The 16,186-nt window shown below is 69.3% G+C and carries 16 protein-coding genes; 11 read left to right on the top strand and 5 right to left on the bottom strand.

Features of this window, described 5'->3' with window-relative positions; translation table 11 throughout:
* Positions 1–68: 68 nt before the first annotated feature.
* Both ACIBU0_RS08965 and ACIBU0_RS08970 read left to right on the top strand, forming a co-directional pair.
* The gene (locus ACIBU0_RS08965) at positions 69–362 is read left to right on the top strand and encodes a DUF1330 domain-containing protein (protein ID WP_398813812.1); all 294 of its coding nucleotides are present in this window, start codon (positions 69–71) and stop codon (positions 360–362) included.
* Between the two features lie 615 nt (positions 363–977).
* Entirely contained in the window at positions 978–1,196 is a 219-nt protein-coding gene (locus ACIBU0_RS08970) for a DUF397 domain-containing protein (protein ID WP_398814027.1), read from the top strand.
* Positions 1,197–1,292: 96 nt separating this feature from the next.
* Here the strand turns inward: ACIBU0_RS08970 and ACIBU0_RS08975 are convergent, their stop codons facing one another.
* Positions 1,293–1,850, bottom strand: a complete 558-nt coding sequence (locus ACIBU0_RS08975) for an ATP-binding protein (RefSeq protein WP_398813815.1) — start codon at positions 1,848–1,850, stop codon at positions 1,293–1,295.
* Positions 1,851–2,193: 343 nt separating this feature from the next.
* On the opposite strand from ACIBU0_RS08975, the gene ACIBU0_RS08980 reads away from it, so the two are divergent.
* The 5 genes from ACIBU0_RS08980 (at position 2,194) to ACIBU0_RS09000 (ending at position 7,044) form a co-directional block, all read left to right on the top strand.
* Positions 2,194–3,018 carry a helix-turn-helix domain-containing protein gene (locus ACIBU0_RS08980; RefSeq protein ID WP_398814030.1) on the top strand — a complete coding sequence of 275 codons (825 nt, stop codon included), beginning with the start codon at positions 2,194–2,196 and terminating at the stop codon, positions 3,016–3,018.
* Positions 3,019–3,149: 131 nt separating this feature from the next.
* The gene (locus ACIBU0_RS08985; protein ID WP_398814032.1) at positions 3,150–4,610 is read left to right on the top strand and encodes an aldehyde dehydrogenase family protein; all 1,461 of its coding nucleotides are present in this window, start codon (positions 3,150–3,152) and stop codon (positions 4,608–4,610) included.
* A 10-nt stretch (positions 4,611–4,620) separates the two neighbouring features.
* On the top strand, positions 4,621–5,262 hold the full coding sequence (locus ACIBU0_RS08990) for a PadR family transcriptional regulator (protein ID WP_398813818.1): 642 nt from the start codon (positions 4,621–4,623) through the stop codon (positions 5,260–5,262).
* Positions 5,263–5,335: 73 nt separating this feature from the next.
* A complete protein-coding gene (locus ACIBU0_RS08995; protein ID WP_398813822.1) occupies positions 5,336–6,292 on the top strand; it encodes an ATP-binding cassette domain-containing protein in 957 nt (318 codons plus the stop codon).
* Positions 6,289–7,044 carry an ABC transporter permease gene (locus ACIBU0_RS09000; RefSeq protein WP_398813825.1) on the top strand — a complete coding sequence of 252 codons (756 nt, stop codon included), beginning with the start codon at positions 6,289–6,291 and terminating at the stop codon, positions 7,042–7,044. Before ACIBU0_RS08995 ends, ACIBU0_RS09000 begins: the two co-directional genes overlap by 4 nt.
* A gap of 20 nt (positions 7,045–7,064) precedes the next feature.
* Here ACIBU0_RS09000 and ACIBU0_RS09005 read toward each other — a convergent pair whose 3' ends face one another.
* Positions 7,065–8,492, bottom strand: coding sequence for a glutamate decarboxylase (locus tag ACIBU0_RS09005; RefSeq protein ID WP_398813828.1), 1,428 nt, complete (start codon positions 8,490–8,492; stop codon positions 7,065–7,067).
* An 88-nt stretch (positions 8,493–8,580) separates the two neighbouring features.
* Here ACIBU0_RS09005 and ACIBU0_RS09010 point away from each other — a divergent pair, with 88 nt between their 5' ends.
* Positions 8,581–9,342 (top strand): MerR family transcriptional regulator, encoded by a 762-nt coding sequence (locus ACIBU0_RS09010; RefSeq protein WP_398813831.1) that lies wholly within the window; start codon positions 8,581–8,583, stop codon positions 9,340–9,342.
* Between the two features lie 26 nt (positions 9,343–9,368).
* Here the strand turns inward: ACIBU0_RS09010 and ACIBU0_RS09015 are convergent, their stop codons facing one another.
* On the bottom strand, positions 9,369–9,734 hold the full coding sequence (locus ACIBU0_RS09015) for a YbjQ family protein (RefSeq protein ID WP_398813834.1): 366 nt from the start codon (positions 9,732–9,734) through the stop codon (positions 9,369–9,371).
* Positions 9,735–9,870: 136 nt separating this feature from the next.
* Between ACIBU0_RS09015 and ACIBU0_RS09020 the strand changes: the two genes are divergently transcribed.
* On the top strand, positions 9,871–10,788 hold the full coding sequence (locus ACIBU0_RS09020; RefSeq protein WP_398813836.1) for a DedA family protein: 918 nt from the start codon (positions 9,871–9,873) through the stop codon (positions 10,786–10,788).
* Between the two features lie 95 nt (positions 10,789–10,883).
* On the opposite strand, the gene ACIBU0_RS09025 is transcribed toward ACIBU0_RS09020, so the two are convergent.
* Positions 10,884–12,512, bottom strand: coding sequence for a threonine/serine exporter ThrE family protein (locus tag ACIBU0_RS09025; RefSeq protein WP_398813839.1), 1,629 nt, complete (start codon positions 12,510–12,512; stop codon positions 10,884–10,886).
* A gap of 138 nt (positions 12,513–12,650) precedes the next feature.
* Positions 12,651–13,142: an inorganic diphosphatase gene (locus ACIBU0_RS09030; RefSeq protein WP_031487466.1), complete on the bottom strand. Its 492-nt coding sequence runs from the start codon at positions 13,140–13,142 to the stop codon at positions 12,651–12,653.
* A gap of 124 nt (positions 13,143–13,266) precedes the next feature.
* Between ACIBU0_RS09030 and dacB the strand changes: the two genes are divergently transcribed.
* On the top strand, positions 13,267–14,856 hold the full coding sequence (dacB, locus tag ACIBU0_RS09035; RefSeq protein WP_398813842.1) for a D-alanyl-D-alanine carboxypeptidase/D-alanyl-D-alanine-endopeptidase: 1,590 nt from the start codon (positions 13,267–13,269) through the stop codon (positions 14,854–14,856).
* 86 nt (positions 14,857–14,942) lie between these two features.
* Positions 14,943–16,082, top strand: coding sequence for a zinc-dependent metalloprotease (locus ACIBU0_RS09040; protein ID WP_398813845.1), 1,140 nt, complete (start codon positions 14,943–14,945; stop codon positions 16,080–16,082).
* Positions 16,083–16,186: the final 104 nt, after the last annotated feature.

Below are 16,186 nucleotides of genomic sequence, written 5' to 3' on the forward strand. Positions count from 1 at the left end.
CGCCGGGATCGATCAACCTGAACATCAATTCGAAGTCGGCCATGTCCGGCTGAACGCAGGAGGTTTCCATGGCCAAGGGCTACTGGGTCAGCGTCTACCCCGCCATTTCCGACCCTGAGGGGCTGACTGCCTACAACGAGCTGGCGGGTCCGGCTGTCCGGGCTGGGGGCGGGCGCGTCCTGTCCAATTTCGGTCGAGTCGTCGCCCACGAGGCCGGAATCACCGAACGCGTCGTTCTGATCGAGTTCGACAGCTTTGAACAGGCCGTCGCGGCATACGAGAGCGAGGCCTACCAGAAGGCGCTGGTGGCCCTCCCCGACGGCTTCGAGCGGGACTTCCGCATCGTCGAAGGCGTCGACTGACCGACGGGCCCAGCCATCGACGACTCACGAGACGAGGTCCGGGCCGACTGGGATCACGCCCGCAGACAACCGACGCACCCGCCCCGTACGAGCACCCGTGAACCCTGCCACGCCACCAGCAGATCCAGCCCGACCTGATCATCCCCGCTTACGACCATGATCGTTCTCGCCGGTGAGTCGGGCGACGAGACCCAGACCAAGATCATCCCATGGCCCGTTTCTGCCGTAGCCGGGTCACACCCTGGCGCGGCCCCGACCCGCGACGATGCTGCAGGCGCTACCCGCACACGCCCAACTACGTTTCACACAACGTCACTTGGCGTGGAACAAGAACGCCCCCGAACGCGTCTCTTGCTAATGCACGCATGTGATGCGATGCCTGGGGCATGCGCTGGAACGCATATGGGGCCGCGTACGTCACAGGAGTAACCGCAGGAACCCCCCGCGTGCACGTGCATCTGCTCCTGCAGCTGCACGTGAACAAAGCTATGATCCGGGAGCAGTTGACCACTGCACCACCAGCGGCACCACCCGCTGCACCACCTCTCGCATCAATGGCCTAGAAGCCACCGCACCACCGGGGAGCGACCTGTGGACCACGACGTGTACAACGGCATGGCAGCCACGGCTCTGACCGGCGTGGCCTGGCAGAAGAGCAGGCACAGCAACTCGCAGGGCTCCTGCGTCGAGTTCGCCCGACTCCCCGGCGGAGACGTGGCCGTACGCAACTCGCGCTTCCCGGACGGCCCCGCCCTCGTCTACACGCGCGCCGAGATCGAGGCGATGCTCCTGGGCATCAAGGACGGCGAGTTCGACCACCTGATCGTCGGCTGACAGAACCGGGGCGATCGGCGCCTTTCGTACCGTAAGAACCGCCCCAGCCCCGCGCAACGCGCGTAGAACCGCGGCGTCAGCAAACGCCGCGCAGTATCAGTCCGTCGAGGCCGAACCCGAGCCCGAAGCGGTGCCCGAGCCCGAAGCCGCCCCACCCTCCGACGGCCCCTGGACGCGGAACAGCGCCCATACGACCTTCCCGCTGAGCGTCCCCGCCAGCGGATGCCATCCCCAGCCGTCACTGAAGGAGTCGACAAGGAACAACCCCCGACCGGACTCGGCCGAGAAGTCGTCGGAGTCACGCGCGACCGGGCTCTCGTGACTGGGATCGCGCACCGCGCACACCAGCCGCTCGGTCCACCGCATCAGATGCAAGCGCACGGGCGGCGTCTGCTCGGGTATGCGCTGCGCGCTCGCCGGCAGCGCATGCCGCAAGGCGTTGGTCACCAACTCCGAGACCACGAGGCAGACGTCGTCGAAGCGATACCCCAACTGCCACTGGTCAAGAGTGCGCCGGGTGAACTTCCGCGCCTCACGCACCGCTTCGTAGCGGGCCGGCAGAGCACAGGAGGCGGCGCTGGACACGGCTGCGGGATCCAGCGGCGGAAGGCCCTGCCGTAACGGCTCGAGCATGGTCGATCCATTCGTCCCCATGCGAGGCACTCCCGGGAATTCGCGGTCGTTGCGATGCAGCGGTTGCGCGGGACCATGGTTTCGGATGCGCAGAGCAGATGCAAGGGCAGATGCACGTGCACGTGACCGAATTGGACGTTCCCGTACCGCTTCTTGGCCATTTTTTCCGCCAACTTCCGTGCCTCTCCTTGCTTTCCGTATCCCCTCCGTCACGGCTCCCTGACAGGAATCCTTGTCTTCTTTCCATCTCTGTAATCGGACGAGTACTGCTCGAAGTGATTTAGTGGCAGACTGCGGGCCCTGGAGACGGTTGGGGAGGCTGGCGAACGTGAGCGCGGGAGAGCCCGGATCGGTGGTGCGGCGCATGCTGCTCGGCTCGCAACTGAGGCGACTGCGGGAAGCACGCGGGATCACGCGCGAGGCGGCGGGTTACTCGATCCGCGCCTCCGAGTCGAAGATCAGCCGGATGGAGTTGGGCCGGGTGAGCTTCAAGACACGGGACGTCGAAGACCTGCTGACGCTGTACGGCATCACGGACGAGCAGGAACGCAACTCGCTCCTCTCCCTCGCCCGCGAGGCCAACGTCGCGGGCTGGTGGCACAGTTACTCGGACGTCCTGCCCAGCTGGTTCCCCACCTACGTCGGCCTGGAGGGCGCCGCCAGCCTCATCCGGGTCTACGAGGTGCAGTTCGTGCACGGCCTGCTGCAGACCGAGGAATACGCCCGCGCGGTCGTGCGGCGCGGCATGAAGGGCGCCAGCGAGGCGGACGTCGAGCGGCGCGTGGCGCTGCGCCTGGAGCGGCAGAAGTACCTCGTCTCCGAGAACGCTCCCGAGTTCCACATCGTCCTGGACGAGGCCGCCCTGCGCCGCCCCTACGGCGACCGCGAGGTCATGCGCGGCCAGCTCCAGCACCTCATCGAGGTCTCCGAGCACCCGAACGTACGGCTGCAGGTCATGCCGTTCAGCTTCGGCGGCCACTCCGGCGAGTCCGGCGCCTTCACCATCCTCAGCTTCCCGGAGTCGGACCTCTCGGACGTCGTCTACCTGGAACAGCTCACCAGCGCGCTCTACCTCGACAAGCACGAGGACGTCACCCAGTACGAGAAGGCGCTGAAGGAGCTCCAGCAGGACAGCCCCGGACCGGACGAGAGCCGGGACCTGCTGCGGGGCCTTCTCCAGCTTTCCTAGGGATTCCCCTTCGTTCACCGGCGGAGCCACCCAACTCACTTGAAACGCAAGTACGATGACGTGTGATCAGACCGTGAAGTTGATCAAGTCGATCAAGTTGATCGGGGTGGCTGCTACGGATGAGGGATCACATGTCGTCGTACTTCACCGACCTGGCTCAGCAGTACATCGACGGTGAATGGCGCCCGGGCACCGGCTCCTGGGACATCATCGACTTCAACCCGTACGACGGCGAGAAGCTGGCGTCGATCACCATAGCCACGGTCGACGAGGTGGATCAGGCCTACCGGGCGGCCGCCCGCGCCCAGAAGCAGTGGTCCGCGACCAATCCGTACGCCCGCCGCGCCGTCTTCGAGAAGGCGCTGCGTCTGATCGAGGACCGCGAGCAGGAGCTCGCCGAGGTGATCATCGCCGAGCTCGGCGGCACCCGGCTGAAGGCGGCCTTCGAACTCCACCTCGCCAAGGAGTTCCTGCGCGAGGCGATCCACCTGGCCCTGCGCCCCGAGGGCAAGATCATCCCCTCTCCGACGGACGGCAAGGAGAACCGCGTCTACCGCGTCCCGGTCGGCGTCGTGGGCGTCATCAGCCCCTTCAACTTCCCGTTCCTCCTCTCGATCAAGTCGGTCGCCCCGGCCCTCGCGCTCGGCAACGCCGTGGTCCTCAAGCCCCACCAGAACACTCCGGTCTGCGGCGGCTCCCTGGTCGCGAAGATCTTCGAGGACGCGGGCCTGCCGGCCGGCCTGCTCAACGTCGTCATCACCGACATCGCGGAGATCGGCGACGCCTTCCTGGAGCACCCGGTCCCGAAGGTCATCTCCTTCACCGGCTCGGACAAGGTCGGCCGCCATGTCGCCACCGTCTGCGCCTCCCACTTCAAGCGCTCGGTCCTCGAACTCGGCGGCAACAGCGCACTGGTGGTCCTCGACGACGCCGACATCGACTACGCGGTCGACGCGGCGGTCTTCAGCCGGTACGTCCACCAGGGCCAGGTCTGCATGGCCGCGAACCGGGTCCTCGTGGACCGTTCGATCGCCGACGAGTTCACCGAGAAGTTCGTCGCCAAGGTCAGGACCCTCAAGACGGGCGACCCGCGCGACTCGGAGACCGTCATCGGCCCGGTGATCAACTCCTCGCAGGCGGAGGCGATTTCTGCAACGGTCGAGCAGGCGATCGCCGAGGGCGCGACGGCCCTGGTGCACGGCACGACGACGGACAACCTGGTCGAGCCGTCCGTCCTGACCGGCCTCCCGGCCGACTCGGCCCTCCTGCGTCAGGAGGTCTTCGGCCCGGTCGCCTTCCTCGTCCCCTTCGACGGCGAGGAGGAGGCCGTACGCCTGGTCAACGACACCCCGTACGGCCTGAGCGGCGCCGTCCACACCGGGAACATCGAGCGGGGCGTGAACTTCGCCAAGCAGATCGACACCGGCATGTTCCATGTGAACGACGGCACGGTCCACGACGAGCCGATCGTCCCCTTCGGCGGCGAGAAGCACTCCGGTCTCGGCCGCCTGAACGGCGAGACGATGCTGGACGCGTTCACGACGATCAAGTGGATCTCGGTGCAGCACGGGCGCAGCGGCTTCCCGTTCTAACCTGGACCGCATGTCAGCGATCCGTCTCCTAGTGCTCGGCGCGGTCCGTATGCACGGCCGCGCCCACGGCTACCAGGTGCGGGGCGACCTGGAGTACTGGGGCGCCCACGAGTGGTCCAACGCCAAGCCCGGCTCGATCTACCACGCCCTGAAGCAGATGGCGAAGCAGGGGCTGCTGCACGCGCACGAGATCGCGCCGTCCACGGCCGGCGGACCGCCGCGCACGGAGTACGAGGTCACCGAGCGGGGCACCGAGGAGTACTTCCGGCTGCTGCGTGACGCGCTGGTCACCTACGACCAGCGGGGGGACATGAAGACCGCGGCGATCGGCTTCTTCGTCGACCTGCCGCGGGCCGAGGCGGTGACGCTGCTGAAGGAGCGGACCCGGCGGATCGAGGAGTGGCGGGCCTCGGTCCTGGAGCACTATGTGCCGGAGGACGGTCCCGAGCAGCTGGGACACATCGGCGAGATCATGAACATGTGGGTCCACACCGCGGACTCCGAGGGCGAGTGGACCCGCGGCCTGATCGAGCGCGTCGAGGGCGGCGCCTACACGTTCGCCGACGAGGGGAATCCGTTCGTGGGTGTGTTGGCCGAGGGCCAGGAGAATCCGTATGCGACGGGGGAGTCCCATCCCGAGGACGCTCGCTAATCAAGTTTGACCAACGGGTCGGCGGGGTCTACCTTCGAGCAGGTAGTCAAGTTTGACTAGCGAGGGGGTTCCCGTGGCCGACACGGCGATCATCGTCGAAGGCGCACAGAAGAAGTACGGCGACAAGAAGGCACTGGACGGACTCGATCTGCAGGTCGAACGCGGCACGGTGCACGGAGTGCTCGGCCCGAACGGCGCCGGCAAGACGACCCTGGTCCGCGTCCTGTCCACCCTGCTGCGCCCGGACGCGGGCCGCATCGAGGTGGCGGGGCACGATGTGGTGCGCCAGGCGTACGAGGTCCGCCTGCGCATCGGCCTCCTCGGCCAGCACGCGGCCCTGGACGAGGAGCTCGGCGGCCGCCAGAACCTCGAGATGTTCGGCCGCCTGTACCGCCTCGGCGCCCGCCCCTCGCGCGTGCGTGCCGACGAGCTCCTGGAGCGCTTCGGCCTCACCGACACCGGCCGCAAGCCGGTCAAGCAGTACAGCGGCGGCATGCGGCGCCGCCTCGACCTGGCCGCATCCTTGATCACCGATCCGGATGTGCTCTTTCTGGACGAGCCCACGACCGGCCTCGACCCGCGCGGCCGCGCCGAGGTCTGGTCGTCGGTCCGTTCTCTGGTGGGCGGCGGTACCACGGTCCTGCTCACCACGCAGTACCTCGAAGAGGCCGACCAGCTCGCCGACCGCATCTCGGTCGTGGACGCCGGACGGGTCGTCGCCGGCGGCACGGCCGACGAGCTGAAGGCGCTGACCGGCGGCGACCGCATCGACGTGGTCGTCCGCGACGCCGGCCAACTGGGCGCGGCGGTCGCCCTGTTGCCATTCCCGGCCGCCGGCGTCTCGGTCGACCCCGACCGCCGCCTGCTCAGCGCCCCGGTCACCGACCGGATGGCGGCCCTCTCCGGCGTCGTACGCGCCCTGGAGGAGGCCGGAATCGAGGCGGAGGACGTCGTACTGCGCCGTCCGACGCTGGACGAGGTGTTCCTGCACCTCACCGGAGACGAGCACCGAGCGAAGGAGCCGGCATGATCACCTACGCACTCAGCGACTCCTGGACCATGACCCGCCGTGAACTCGCCCACTGGGCGCGGCAGCCCGTGCAGGTCGTCGTCAACCTGGTCTTCCCCGTGATGCTGCTGCTGATGTTCGGCTACCTCATCGGCGGCGGCCGGGGCGTCGAGGGCTCCTACATCGACTACCTCGTCCCCGGCATGCTCGCGCTCACCATGGCCTTCGGCCTGGAGGGCACGATGATCGCGGTCACCCAGGACCTCAACAAGGGCGTGATCGACCGCTTCCGGTCGATGCCGATGGCCAACGGGGCGGTCCTGGTGGGCCGTTCGGCGGCCGACATGCTCCAGTCGGCGCTGGCCCTGCTCGTCCTCATGGGCGTCGGCCACGCCCTCGGCTGGCGCGCGGACGGCGGCCCCGGGGCCTTCCTCGGCGCCGTCGGACTCCTCCTGCTCTTCCGCTTCGCCATGCTGTGGATCGGCATCCACCTGGCGCTGCTGGCCGGGAAGCCCGAGATGGTGCAGGCGGTGCAGATCCTGGTCTGGCCGATCGGCTTCCTGTCCAACGCCCTCGCCCTCCCCGGGTCCATGCCCGGCTGGCTGGGCACGGCCGTCGAGTGGAACCCGATGTCCCATACGGCGACGGCCGTACGGGAACTGTTCGGCGGTACCGGCACCGAGAGCCTCGGGGCGGCGATCGTATGGCCGTTGCTGCTCCTGGCGGTGTTCTTCCCGCTCGCCGTACGCCGGTTCGCGCGCCTGAGCCGTTGACGGCCACCCAGTAGCCCGACCTAGTGATGGAAGCCGGTGGCCACCCCCTTGTCCTGCGTCAGGGGATGCGGCTGCCGGCGCAGCTCCGGCAGCAACTGGGTCAGGTCCTCCACGAACAGTTCGGCGAGGTCGGCGGAGAAGCCGTTGCGGCAGACGACCCGCAGGACGGACAGGTCCTCGCGGTTCGGCGGGAAGGTGTACGCCGGGACCAGCCAGCCCCTCTCGCGCAGCCGCCGGGAGACGTCGAAGACGTCGTACGCCCGCACGTCCGGGGCCGTCGTGAAAGCGAAGACGGGCAGCTCGTCGCCCCGGGTCAGCAACCGGAAGTCACCGAGCTTCTCCACGGCGTCGGCGACCTTCCCGGCCACGTCCCGCGAGGCCTGCTGCACGGCCCGGTAGCCCTCCCGGCCCAGCCGCAGGAACGAGTAGTACTGCGCGACGACCTGGGCGCCGGGCCGCGAGAAGTTCAGTGCGAAGGTCGGCATGTCGCCGCCCAGGTAGTTGACGCGGAACACCAGTTCCTCGGGCAGCGCCTCCTCGTCCCGCCACAGCGCCCAGCCGACACCCGGGTAGACCAGGCCGTACTTGTGCCCCGAAGTGTTGATCGAGGCGACCCGCGGCAGCCGGAAGTCCCACACCAGGTCCTCGTCGAGGAACGGCGCCACCATGGCGCCGGACGCGCCGTCGACATGGACGGGGATGTCGAGCCCGGTCCGCTGCTGCAGACCGTCCAGGGCGGCACACAGCTCCGCGATCGGCTCGTACGAGCCGTCGAAGGTGGAGCCGAGGATCCCGACGACCCCGATGGTGTTCTCGTCGCACAGCTCGGCCGCCGCCTGCGGATCTAGATGGAACCGCTCGCCCTCCATGGGCACGAGCCGGGCCTCCACCTCCCAGAACGTGCAGAACTTCTCCCAGCACACCTGGACGTTGACGCCCATGACCAGATTCGGGCGGGCGTCCCGGGACGGATACCGGTCGGCGTTGCGGCGCGCCCAGCGCCGCTTCAGTGCCATCCCGGCCAGCATGCACGCCTCGCTCGACCCGGTCGTCGAACAGCCCACGGCCGCCGCCGGGTCCGGTGCGTGCCACAGATCGGCGAGCATCGCCACGCACCGCTTCTCCAGCTCGGCGGTGCGCGGATACTCGTCCTTGTCGATCATGTTCTTGTCCCGGCACTCCGCCATCAGCACCCCGGCCTGCGGCTCCATCCAGGTGGTGACGAAGGTGGCCAGGTTGAGCCGGGAGTTGCCGTCCAGCATCAGCTCGTCGTGGACCAGCTGGTACGCCGTGGAGGGGGCCAGGGGAGTGTCGGGCAGCCGGTGCGTGGGCGGGGCCTCGGTCATGTCGCCGAGCGGATTCGCCTCGCCGTAGAAGGGGTTGACGGCGAGCCTTCGGCCGCCACCCCGGTCGTCCGGTGTTTCGCTGTTCCCGCGATGCAGTGGCATACATACGACGGTAGATCCGGGCCACCGGGCTTGCACCTCACGCGACGTGAGGGCTCACCGTGGAGTGCGTACCGAGAAGGGAGCGGAAGTGAGCTACTCCGTGGGACAGGTCGCCGGCTTCGCCGGAGTGACGGTGCGCACCCTGCACCACTACGACGACATCGGCCTGCTCGTGCCCAGCGAGCGCAGCCACGCGGGCCACCGGCGCTACAGCGACGCCGACCTCGACCGGCTGCAGCAGATCCTGTTCTACCGCGAGCTCGGCTTCCCGCTCGAGGAGGTCGCCGCGCTGCTCGACGACCCGGACGCGGACCCGCGCGCGCACCTGCGCCGGCAGCACGAGCTGCTGACCGCCCGGATCGAGAAGCTGCGGAAGATGGCGGCGGCCGTGGAGCACGCCATGGAGGCACGCACGATGGGGATCAATCTGACGCCGGAGGAGCGCTTCGAGGTCTTCGGGGACAAGGACCCCGAGCAGTACCGCGAGGAGGCGGAGGCGCGCTGGGGCAACACCGAGGCGTACGCCGAGTCCCAGCGCCGCGCCGCCACGTACACCAAGGAGGACTGGAAGCGCATCCAGGCCGAGGTCGACGACTGGGGCGAGCGGTACGCGGCCCTCGTGGCGGCCGGCGAGCAGCCGTCCGGCGAGGCGGCCATGGACCTCGCCGAGGAACACCGGCAGCACATCAGCAGGTACTACTTCGAGGTCCCCTACGAGATGCACCGGTGCTTCGGCGAGATGTACGTCTCCGACGAGCGCTTCAAGGCGTTCTACGACGCCATGCACCCGGGTCTCGCCGAGCACCTGAGGGAAGCGATCGTCGCGAACGCCGACCGCCACACCGCATAAGGGTCCTGGCCCGGGACCCGTACGGGTCACTCCCGGGCCAGGACCACCGCGGTCCCGTAGGCACACACCTCGGTGCCCACGTCCGCCGCCTCCGTCACGTCGAACCGGAACATCAGCACCGCATTCGCGCCACGCGCGCGTGCCTGTTCGACGAGCCGCTCCATGGCCTGGTTGCGGGTCTCCACCAGCGTCTTGGTGAGGCCCCGGAGCTCACCGCCGACCAGTGACTTCAGCCCGGCGCCGATCTGACTGCCGAGGTGACGCGAGCGCACCGTCAGCCCGAAGACCTCACCGAGAACCTCTGTGACGCGGTGGCCGGGAACGTCGTTCGTCGTCACGACCAGAACGTCGGGCCGGGGCCCCTGTCCACCGCCGTACTCTTCGATGCCCATGACTCACAGCTTTGTCCCGGCAGGGGCACAGTGCATCCTGAGGGGGTCCATGGAACCTGGGCCGCCGGTGCAGCGTTGATAATTCTTGAGCAGCCCGCTGCCCCGCCCGCCCCCTCCCAGCAGGAGCCACAATCCCGTGACCACGCTCGCGCTCGGCCCCGAGTGGCTCGACCCGAACTATCTGATCGAGACCTTCAGCCTCCCCGGCATCCTGCTGGTCGTCTTCGCCGAGTCCGGCCTCTTCGCGTTCCTGCCCGGCGATTCGCTGCTGTTCACGGCGGGCCTCTTCGTGGCCCAGGGCCAGTACATCAGCCAGCCCCTGTGGCTGGTCTGCACGCTCATCGTCCTGGCCGCCGTCATCGGTGACCAGGTCGGCTACATGATCGGCAAGTTCCTCGGCCCGAAGCTCTTCAACCGGCCGGGCTCCAAGCTCTTCAAGCAGGAGAACCTGGACAAGGCCCACGAGTTCATGGAGCGGTACGGCCCCAAGGCGATCGTCCTCGCCCGCTTCGTGCCGATCGTCCGCACCTTCGCCCCCATCGTGGCGGGCGCGGGCCGCATGAAGTACCGCACGTTCCTCACGTACAACGTCGTCGGCGGCATCGCCTGGGGCACCGGCGTCACTCTCGCGGGCTACTGGCTCGGCCAGATCGATTTCATCAGGACGAACGTCGAGGGGATCCTCGTTCTGATCATCTTCGTCTCGCTGGTCCCGATCATCATCGAGTACCTGCGAGAGCGCGCCAAGAAGAAGCGCGCGGCGGCCGAGACCCCGGCCCCCGACCGGCACCGGCCCCAGCCCCCGCTGATGGACGACGCGACGACCCAACTCCGCCGCATCACGTCCGACGACCAGCCCCAGCCCCAGCAGCAGTACGGCAACCAGGACCAGCAGTACGGCAACCAGGGCCAGCAGTACGGCAACCAGGACCAGCAGTACGGCTCCGACCAGCAGTACTACGGCCAGCAGCCCCCGCAGCAGCCGTACGCCCAGCAGTACCCCCAGGGCTACGGCCGGCAGAACCAGCAGTACCCGCCGAACCAGGGGTACTGAAGCGCCCCGCAAGGGGCGCGGGGAACTGCGCGATCAACCCCGAACAACCCGCAGCCGCCGTTGGACAGAAAGTCCCGAGCCAGCAGGCACCGGCGTCAGAACCCCCGCGTCCGCTTGGCGGCCTTGCGCCCCGCAACCGGAATCCTCAGGAACAACCGAGAGATCTCCGACCCCAGATTGACCCCAATGGCAATGGCCATGGCCAACGACGCAGCCGTGGCCAGCGAAACCAGCCCCGCGTCCACCTCGTTCTGCGCGATCGACAGCAGCCCGAAATACGTGGAGGACCCCGGCAGCAGGGGCCCGATCGCCGCCGTCGTGTACGGCAACGCCGACGCGAACCGGTACCGGGCGAGCAACTGCCCGAACAACCCCACCAGCCCGGCCGCCGCAGCCGTGGAGGCGACCGGCGAGAGTTCACCGGCATAGTGCATCGCGCCGTACACCACCCACGCGACACCCCCGTTGAGGGTCACGGCGAGCACCGTGGACCGCTCCTGCTGCAACAGCACCGCGAAGGTCAGCGACAGCAGCATCGACGCGCCGATCTGCCAGTACGGCCGTTCGGAGATGTTCAGCGCCGCGTCGGGGTTGAGCTTGGCGCCGAGGTTCACCCCGAAGTACAGGATCACCAGCACCCCGACGACGATGCCGACGAAGAAGTACATGACCTCCAGCAGTCGCGCGGAGGCGGTGATGTAGAACCCGGTCAGCCCGTCCTGCACACCCGCCACCAGCGCCCGCCCGGGCAGCAGCGCGAACAGCCCACCGGTGATGACCGCGGACGCCTTCACATCGACGTGCGCCAGCGTCAGCGCCACCCCGATCGCGGCCGGCGGCATCGCGGCCACCGTGAACTGGTAGAACTCCGGCAGCCCGCGCCCCGCGCACAACCACGCCAGCCGGTCGCCGAGCATCGCGCCCAGCATGGCCGCGATGAAGACGATCACGTCACCACCGACCAGCACGGAGGCCGCCCCCGCGAGCAGCCCGCTCGCTCCGGTCAGCACCCACGTCGGATACGGGTGCCGGTTGCGGCGGATCTCCGCGAGCCGCCCGTAGGCCTCCTCCAGGGAGATGTGGCTCTCCGGGTCGCTGAGGTCGTCGACGAGCCGGTAGACGGCGGCCAGACGCGTGTAGTCGGTGCCGCGCCGCCGTACCGTGCGCGACGCCGACACCGGATCGTCCACCAGCGACGGCTGGTACGAGATCGACAGCAGGGTGAAGGTGACGTTCGGCTCGCAGCGGTCCAGGCCGTAGGACCGGCAGACCGCGAACATCGCCGCCTCCACGTCCTCCGCGCCCTCACCGCCGGCCAGCAGCAGCTCGCCGATCCTCAGGGTCAGGTCGAGCACGCGCGGGACGGCCGGCCCCTCCTCCTCCGCCTTCGGCATCCGCTCCGGCGCGGGCCGCTCGGCCACCGGCATGCGCAGCATCGTCCGCATCCGGTCCTGCCAGGGCAGGTCCTTGGTCAGGCGGACCATCGGGATGCCGTTCGGCGGAGTGAACGCGGGCAGGGCGTCCTCCGGGCCGATGCCCCTCGGCGTGCTGAACGCCGATCCCTCGGGCTCCGGGGACGTCGGCTGCGGTACGTCCAGCCCCTTGGGGAGGGCGAACTCCGACGTGGTCTCCGACTCGCTGTCCCCCACCTCGACCCCGGCGGGCGGCGTGAAGGCCATCCTGGCCTCGTCCGACTGCGGCTTGCGGTCCTCCGCGTCCGTCACCTGTGCAGCGCTCCCTGTACGACACCTCCTGCCGCACTCAGTATGCGCACAGACACACGAACGGGCTGCACGCGCATGCGTGCAGCCCGTTCACATGGCTGAGAGCCGATGCCTCAGACCGATGCCTCAGACCGTGGCTCAGTGGCCGCCCTGGTCCTTGAAGCGCTTGTACGACCGCTCGATCTCGGCCTCGGCCTCGGTACGGCCCACCCAGTCGGCACCCTCGACCGACTTGCCGGGCTCCAGGTCCTTGTAGACCTCGAAGAAGTGCTGGATCTCCAGGCGGTCGAACTCCGACACGTGGTGGATGTCACGCAGGTGCTCCACACGCGGGTCCGTCGCCGGCACGCACAGCAGCTTGTCGTCGCCGCCGGCCTCGTCGGTCATCCGGAACATGCCGATGGCGCGGCACTTGATCAGGCAGCCCGGGAACGTCGGCTCGTCCAGGATGACCAGCGCGTCCAGCGGGTCGCCGTCCTCGCCGAGGGTGTTCTCGACGAAGCCGTAGTCGGTCGGGTAGGCGGTCGAGGTGAAGAGGCGACGGTCCAGGCGGATCCGACCGGTCTCGTGGTCCACCTCGTACTTGTTCCGCGAACCCTTCGGGATCTCGATCGTGACGTCGAACTCCACCGGTGGCTCCTCCATGATCAGCACATAGTTCTGGTGGTTAAGTGTCCCTCACGCAGGTGTGTGATCGCGAAAGGGGCTGGTGGTCGTGCCAGAGCTGAGGCCTTGGCGAGCCGCGAGACCGCATGTGACGCGGTTCGCGGACGCCGTACGACCGCGTCTGGCGCGCGCCGCCGAGGCCGTACGCCCACGTCTCGCACGCGCCGCGAGGGCCGCGAAACCCCGGGCCGCCCGGCTCACCCGAGCCGTCGCCCCGCAGGCCGCGCGGACACGCAAGCCGAAGACCTGGCAGTACACCGCGGGCGCCGCCACCGCCGGACTGGCGCTGGCCGCCGGAGTGGTGACCGCCGCCGGCCCCTGGGACGCCACCGGTCAGCGTACGGCCGAGCGGGACTGGGCGGCCGCCCGGGAGCGCACGGGTGGCACAGATCACGGCCGTAGGACCGATACGTCCGATACGGCGGCCGAGGCGCCCCGTCCCGCCCCCAGCGCGGCCTCCGTCCTCACCGGCCTGGGCGGCGGCACCAGCACCGTGAAGTCGGCCCCGAACGGAAAGGCCCTGGCCGGCGTCCTGGAGCCGCTCCTGGACGTCCCGGGCCTCGGCACCCGCCGGGCGGCGGCGGTCGTGGACGTGGCCACCGGCGAGCGCCTCTACGGCGAAGGAGCCGCAGAATCCCTCACCCCGGCCTCGACGACGAAGATCGCCACTGCCGCGGCCGCCCTCGCCGCACTCGGTGCCGACCACCGCCTCACCACTCGTACCGCCCTGGAACCCGGCACGAAGGAACTGGTCCTGGTCGGCGGCGGCGACCCCACGCTGACGGCCCGCAAGCAGGACGGAGGCTGGGCGAGCCTGCGCGAGCTGGCCGCCGCCACGGCCGAGGCCCTGAAGAAGCGGCACGTGCGCGAGGTCACGCTCTCGTACGACACCACCCTCTACGCGGGCTCCGACCTGCACCCCATCGGGGTGAACGACAACCTCGCGCGGGTCACCGCCCTGATGGCCGACGAGGCCCGCACGGACGGCTCCAGCAGCGGCCCGGCGCCCCGGGTGGCGGACCCGGCGAAGGACGCGGCGACCAGGTTCGCGGCCTTCCTCGCGGACCACGGCGTCAGGACGACGTCCCCCGGCCCGTCCAAGGCGACCGACCGCGCCGAGCCCCTCGCCGAGGTCTCCTCGCCCCCGCTCTCGGCCCTGGTCGAGCGCATGCTCACCAACAGCGACAACGACATCGGCGAGGCCCTGGCCCGCCAGACGGCCGTGGCGAGCGGGAAGCGCGCCGACTTCGAGGGCGCCGGCGAGGCGATCGAGGCCCAGTTGAAGAAGCTCGGAGTGCCGGTGACCGGCATCGACGTCAAGGACGGCAGCGGTCTCGACCGCGCCGACCGGCTCACGGCCGGCCTGCTCGCGACCCTCCTCGCCAAGGCGGCCGACCCGGCCCACCCCGAACTCCGCCCCACCCTCACCGGCCTCCCGGTGGGGGGCTTCACCGGCACCCTGGCCGGCCGCTACACGGACGGCGCGGCAGGCATCGTACGAGCCAAGACAGGCACCCTGACCGGCGTCAACACCCTCGCCGGCACAGTGGTCGACCAGAACGGCCGCCTCCTGGCCTTCGCCTTCATGGCATCGAACACGACGGACCCGGGCGCGGCCCAGTCGGCCCTGGACAAGGCAGCGACGGCACTGTCGTCCTGCGGCTGCGTCCAGCCGTAGGGCGCCGGGCCCCACACAAGTCACCGCCAACCGAGCCAACCCCTCACGGCCTGCCCCAAGTGGGAACGCTCACGTACGGTTGACACATGACGAGCATCGGTGGTGCCGAGATGGTCGACTGGAATCTCGCGGTGGCAACCGCGACCCGGCTCGTACGGCCGGGCCCCGAGGTGAGCCGCGACGAGGCCCGTGCCGTCGTCGCCGAGCTGCGCCGACACGCCAAAGCCTCGGAGGAGCACGTCCGGGGCTTCACTCGGATGGGCACGGAGGAGACCCACGACACCCCCGTCCTCGTCGTCGACCGCCCCGGCTGGGTCCGGGCGAACGTCGCCGGCTTCCGCGAGATCCTCAAGCCCCTGCTCGAAAAGATGCAGGAACGCCGCAGCAGCAGCCCCGGCGGCGCGGTACTCGGCGCCGTCGGCGGCAAGGTCACCGGCGTGGAACTCGGAATGCTGCTGTCCTTCCTGGCCTCCCGGGTCCTCGGCCAGTACGAGACCTTCGCCCCCTCCACCCGCGAACTCCCCGCGGGCGGCCCCTCGGATTCACCGAGTGGCGGCGGCCGCCTCCTGCTCGTCGCCCCGAACATCGTCCACGTCGAGCGCGAACTCGACGTACATCCCCACGACTTCCGCCTGTGGGTGACCCTGCACGAGGAGACCCACCGCACGCAGTTCACCGCCGTGCCCTGGCTGCGGGACCACCTGGAGGGCGAAATCCAGTCGTTCTTGGGAGAGACGGACGTCGACCCCATGACCGTCCTGGAACGCATCCGCGAGGCCGCCCAGTCGCTCGCGGGCGGCCGCCCCGAGGCCGAGGAGGACGACGGCGGACGGTCCTTCGTGGAACTGGTGCAGACCCCGGCCCAGCGGGAGATCCTCGGCCGCCTCACCGCCGTGATGTCACTCCTGGAGGGCCACGCCGACTTCGTGATGGACGGGGTCGGCCCCCAGGTCGTACCGACCGTCGCCGAGATCCGCGAGAAATTCCAGCAGCGGCGCGCCAAGGGTGCGTCGAGGCTCGACATGGCCCTGCGCAAACTGCTGGGCCTGGACGCCAAACTCAGGCAGTACCGCGACGGCGAACGCTTCGTACGGGCCGTCGTCGACCAGGTCGGCATGGACGGTTTCAACCGCGTGTGGACGTCCCCGAACACCCTCCCCACCAAGGCGGAGATCGCCAAACCGGCGGACTGGATCGCGCGGGTGCACCGCAAGGCGGAGTCGTGAAATCGCACGGGAGTCGTGCATCTCATACGAACGTCGTGCACCGAATCCGGCCGACGGCAGGCGAACGCCCCTCCAATCACCCGTCCGAGGGACCGTGGGCGATG

Source organism: Streptomyces sp. NPDC049627, assembly GCF_044465645.1.
Lineage (GTDB): Bacteria > Actinomycetota > Actinomycetes > Streptomycetales > Streptomycetaceae > Streptomyces.

What these genes read in the sequence shown, in the direction of transcription:
- ACIBU0_RS08965 (WP_398813812.1), top strand. Translation starts at nt 69, where the DNA reads ATGGCCAAGGGCTACTGGGTCAGCGTCTACCCCGCCATTTCCGACCCT.
- ACIBU0_RS08970 (WP_398814027.1), top strand. Translation starts at nt 978, where the DNA reads ATGGCAGCCACGGCTCTGACCGGCGTGGCCTGGCAGAAGAGCAGGCAC.
- ACIBU0_RS08980 (WP_398814030.1), top strand. Translation starts at nt 2,194, where the DNA reads ATGCTGCTCGGCTCGCAACTGAGGCGACTGCGGGAAGCACGCGGGATC.
- ACIBU0_RS08975 (WP_398813815.1), bottom strand. Translation starts at nt 1,850, where the DNA reads ATGGGGACGAATGGATCGACCATGCTCGAGCCGTTACGGCAGGGCCTT.
- ACIBU0_RS08985 (WP_398814032.1), top strand. Translation starts at nt 3,150, where the DNA reads ATGTCGTCGTACTTCACCGACCTGGCTCAGCAGTACATCGACGGTGAA.
- ACIBU0_RS09040 (WP_398813845.1), top strand. Translation starts at nt 14,943, where the DNA reads ATGACGAGCATCGGTGGTGCCGAGATGGTCGACTGGAATCTCGCGGTG.
- ACIBU0_RS09015 (WP_398813834.1), bottom strand. Translation starts at nt 9,734, where the DNA reads ATGGGCATCGAAGAGTACGGCGGTGGACAGGGGCCCCGGCCCGACGTT.
- ACIBU0_RS09000 (WP_398813825.1), top strand. Translation starts at nt 6,289, where the DNA reads ATGATCACCTACGCACTCAGCGACTCCTGGACCATGACCCGCCGTGAA.
- ACIBU0_RS09005 (WP_398813828.1), bottom strand. Translation starts at nt 8,492, where the DNA reads ATGCCACTGCATCGCGGGAACAGCGAAACACCGGACGACCGGGGTGGC.
- ACIBU0_RS08990 (WP_398813818.1), top strand. Translation starts at nt 4,621, where the DNA reads ATGTCAGCGATCCGTCTCCTAGTGCTCGGCGCGGTCCGTATGCACGGC.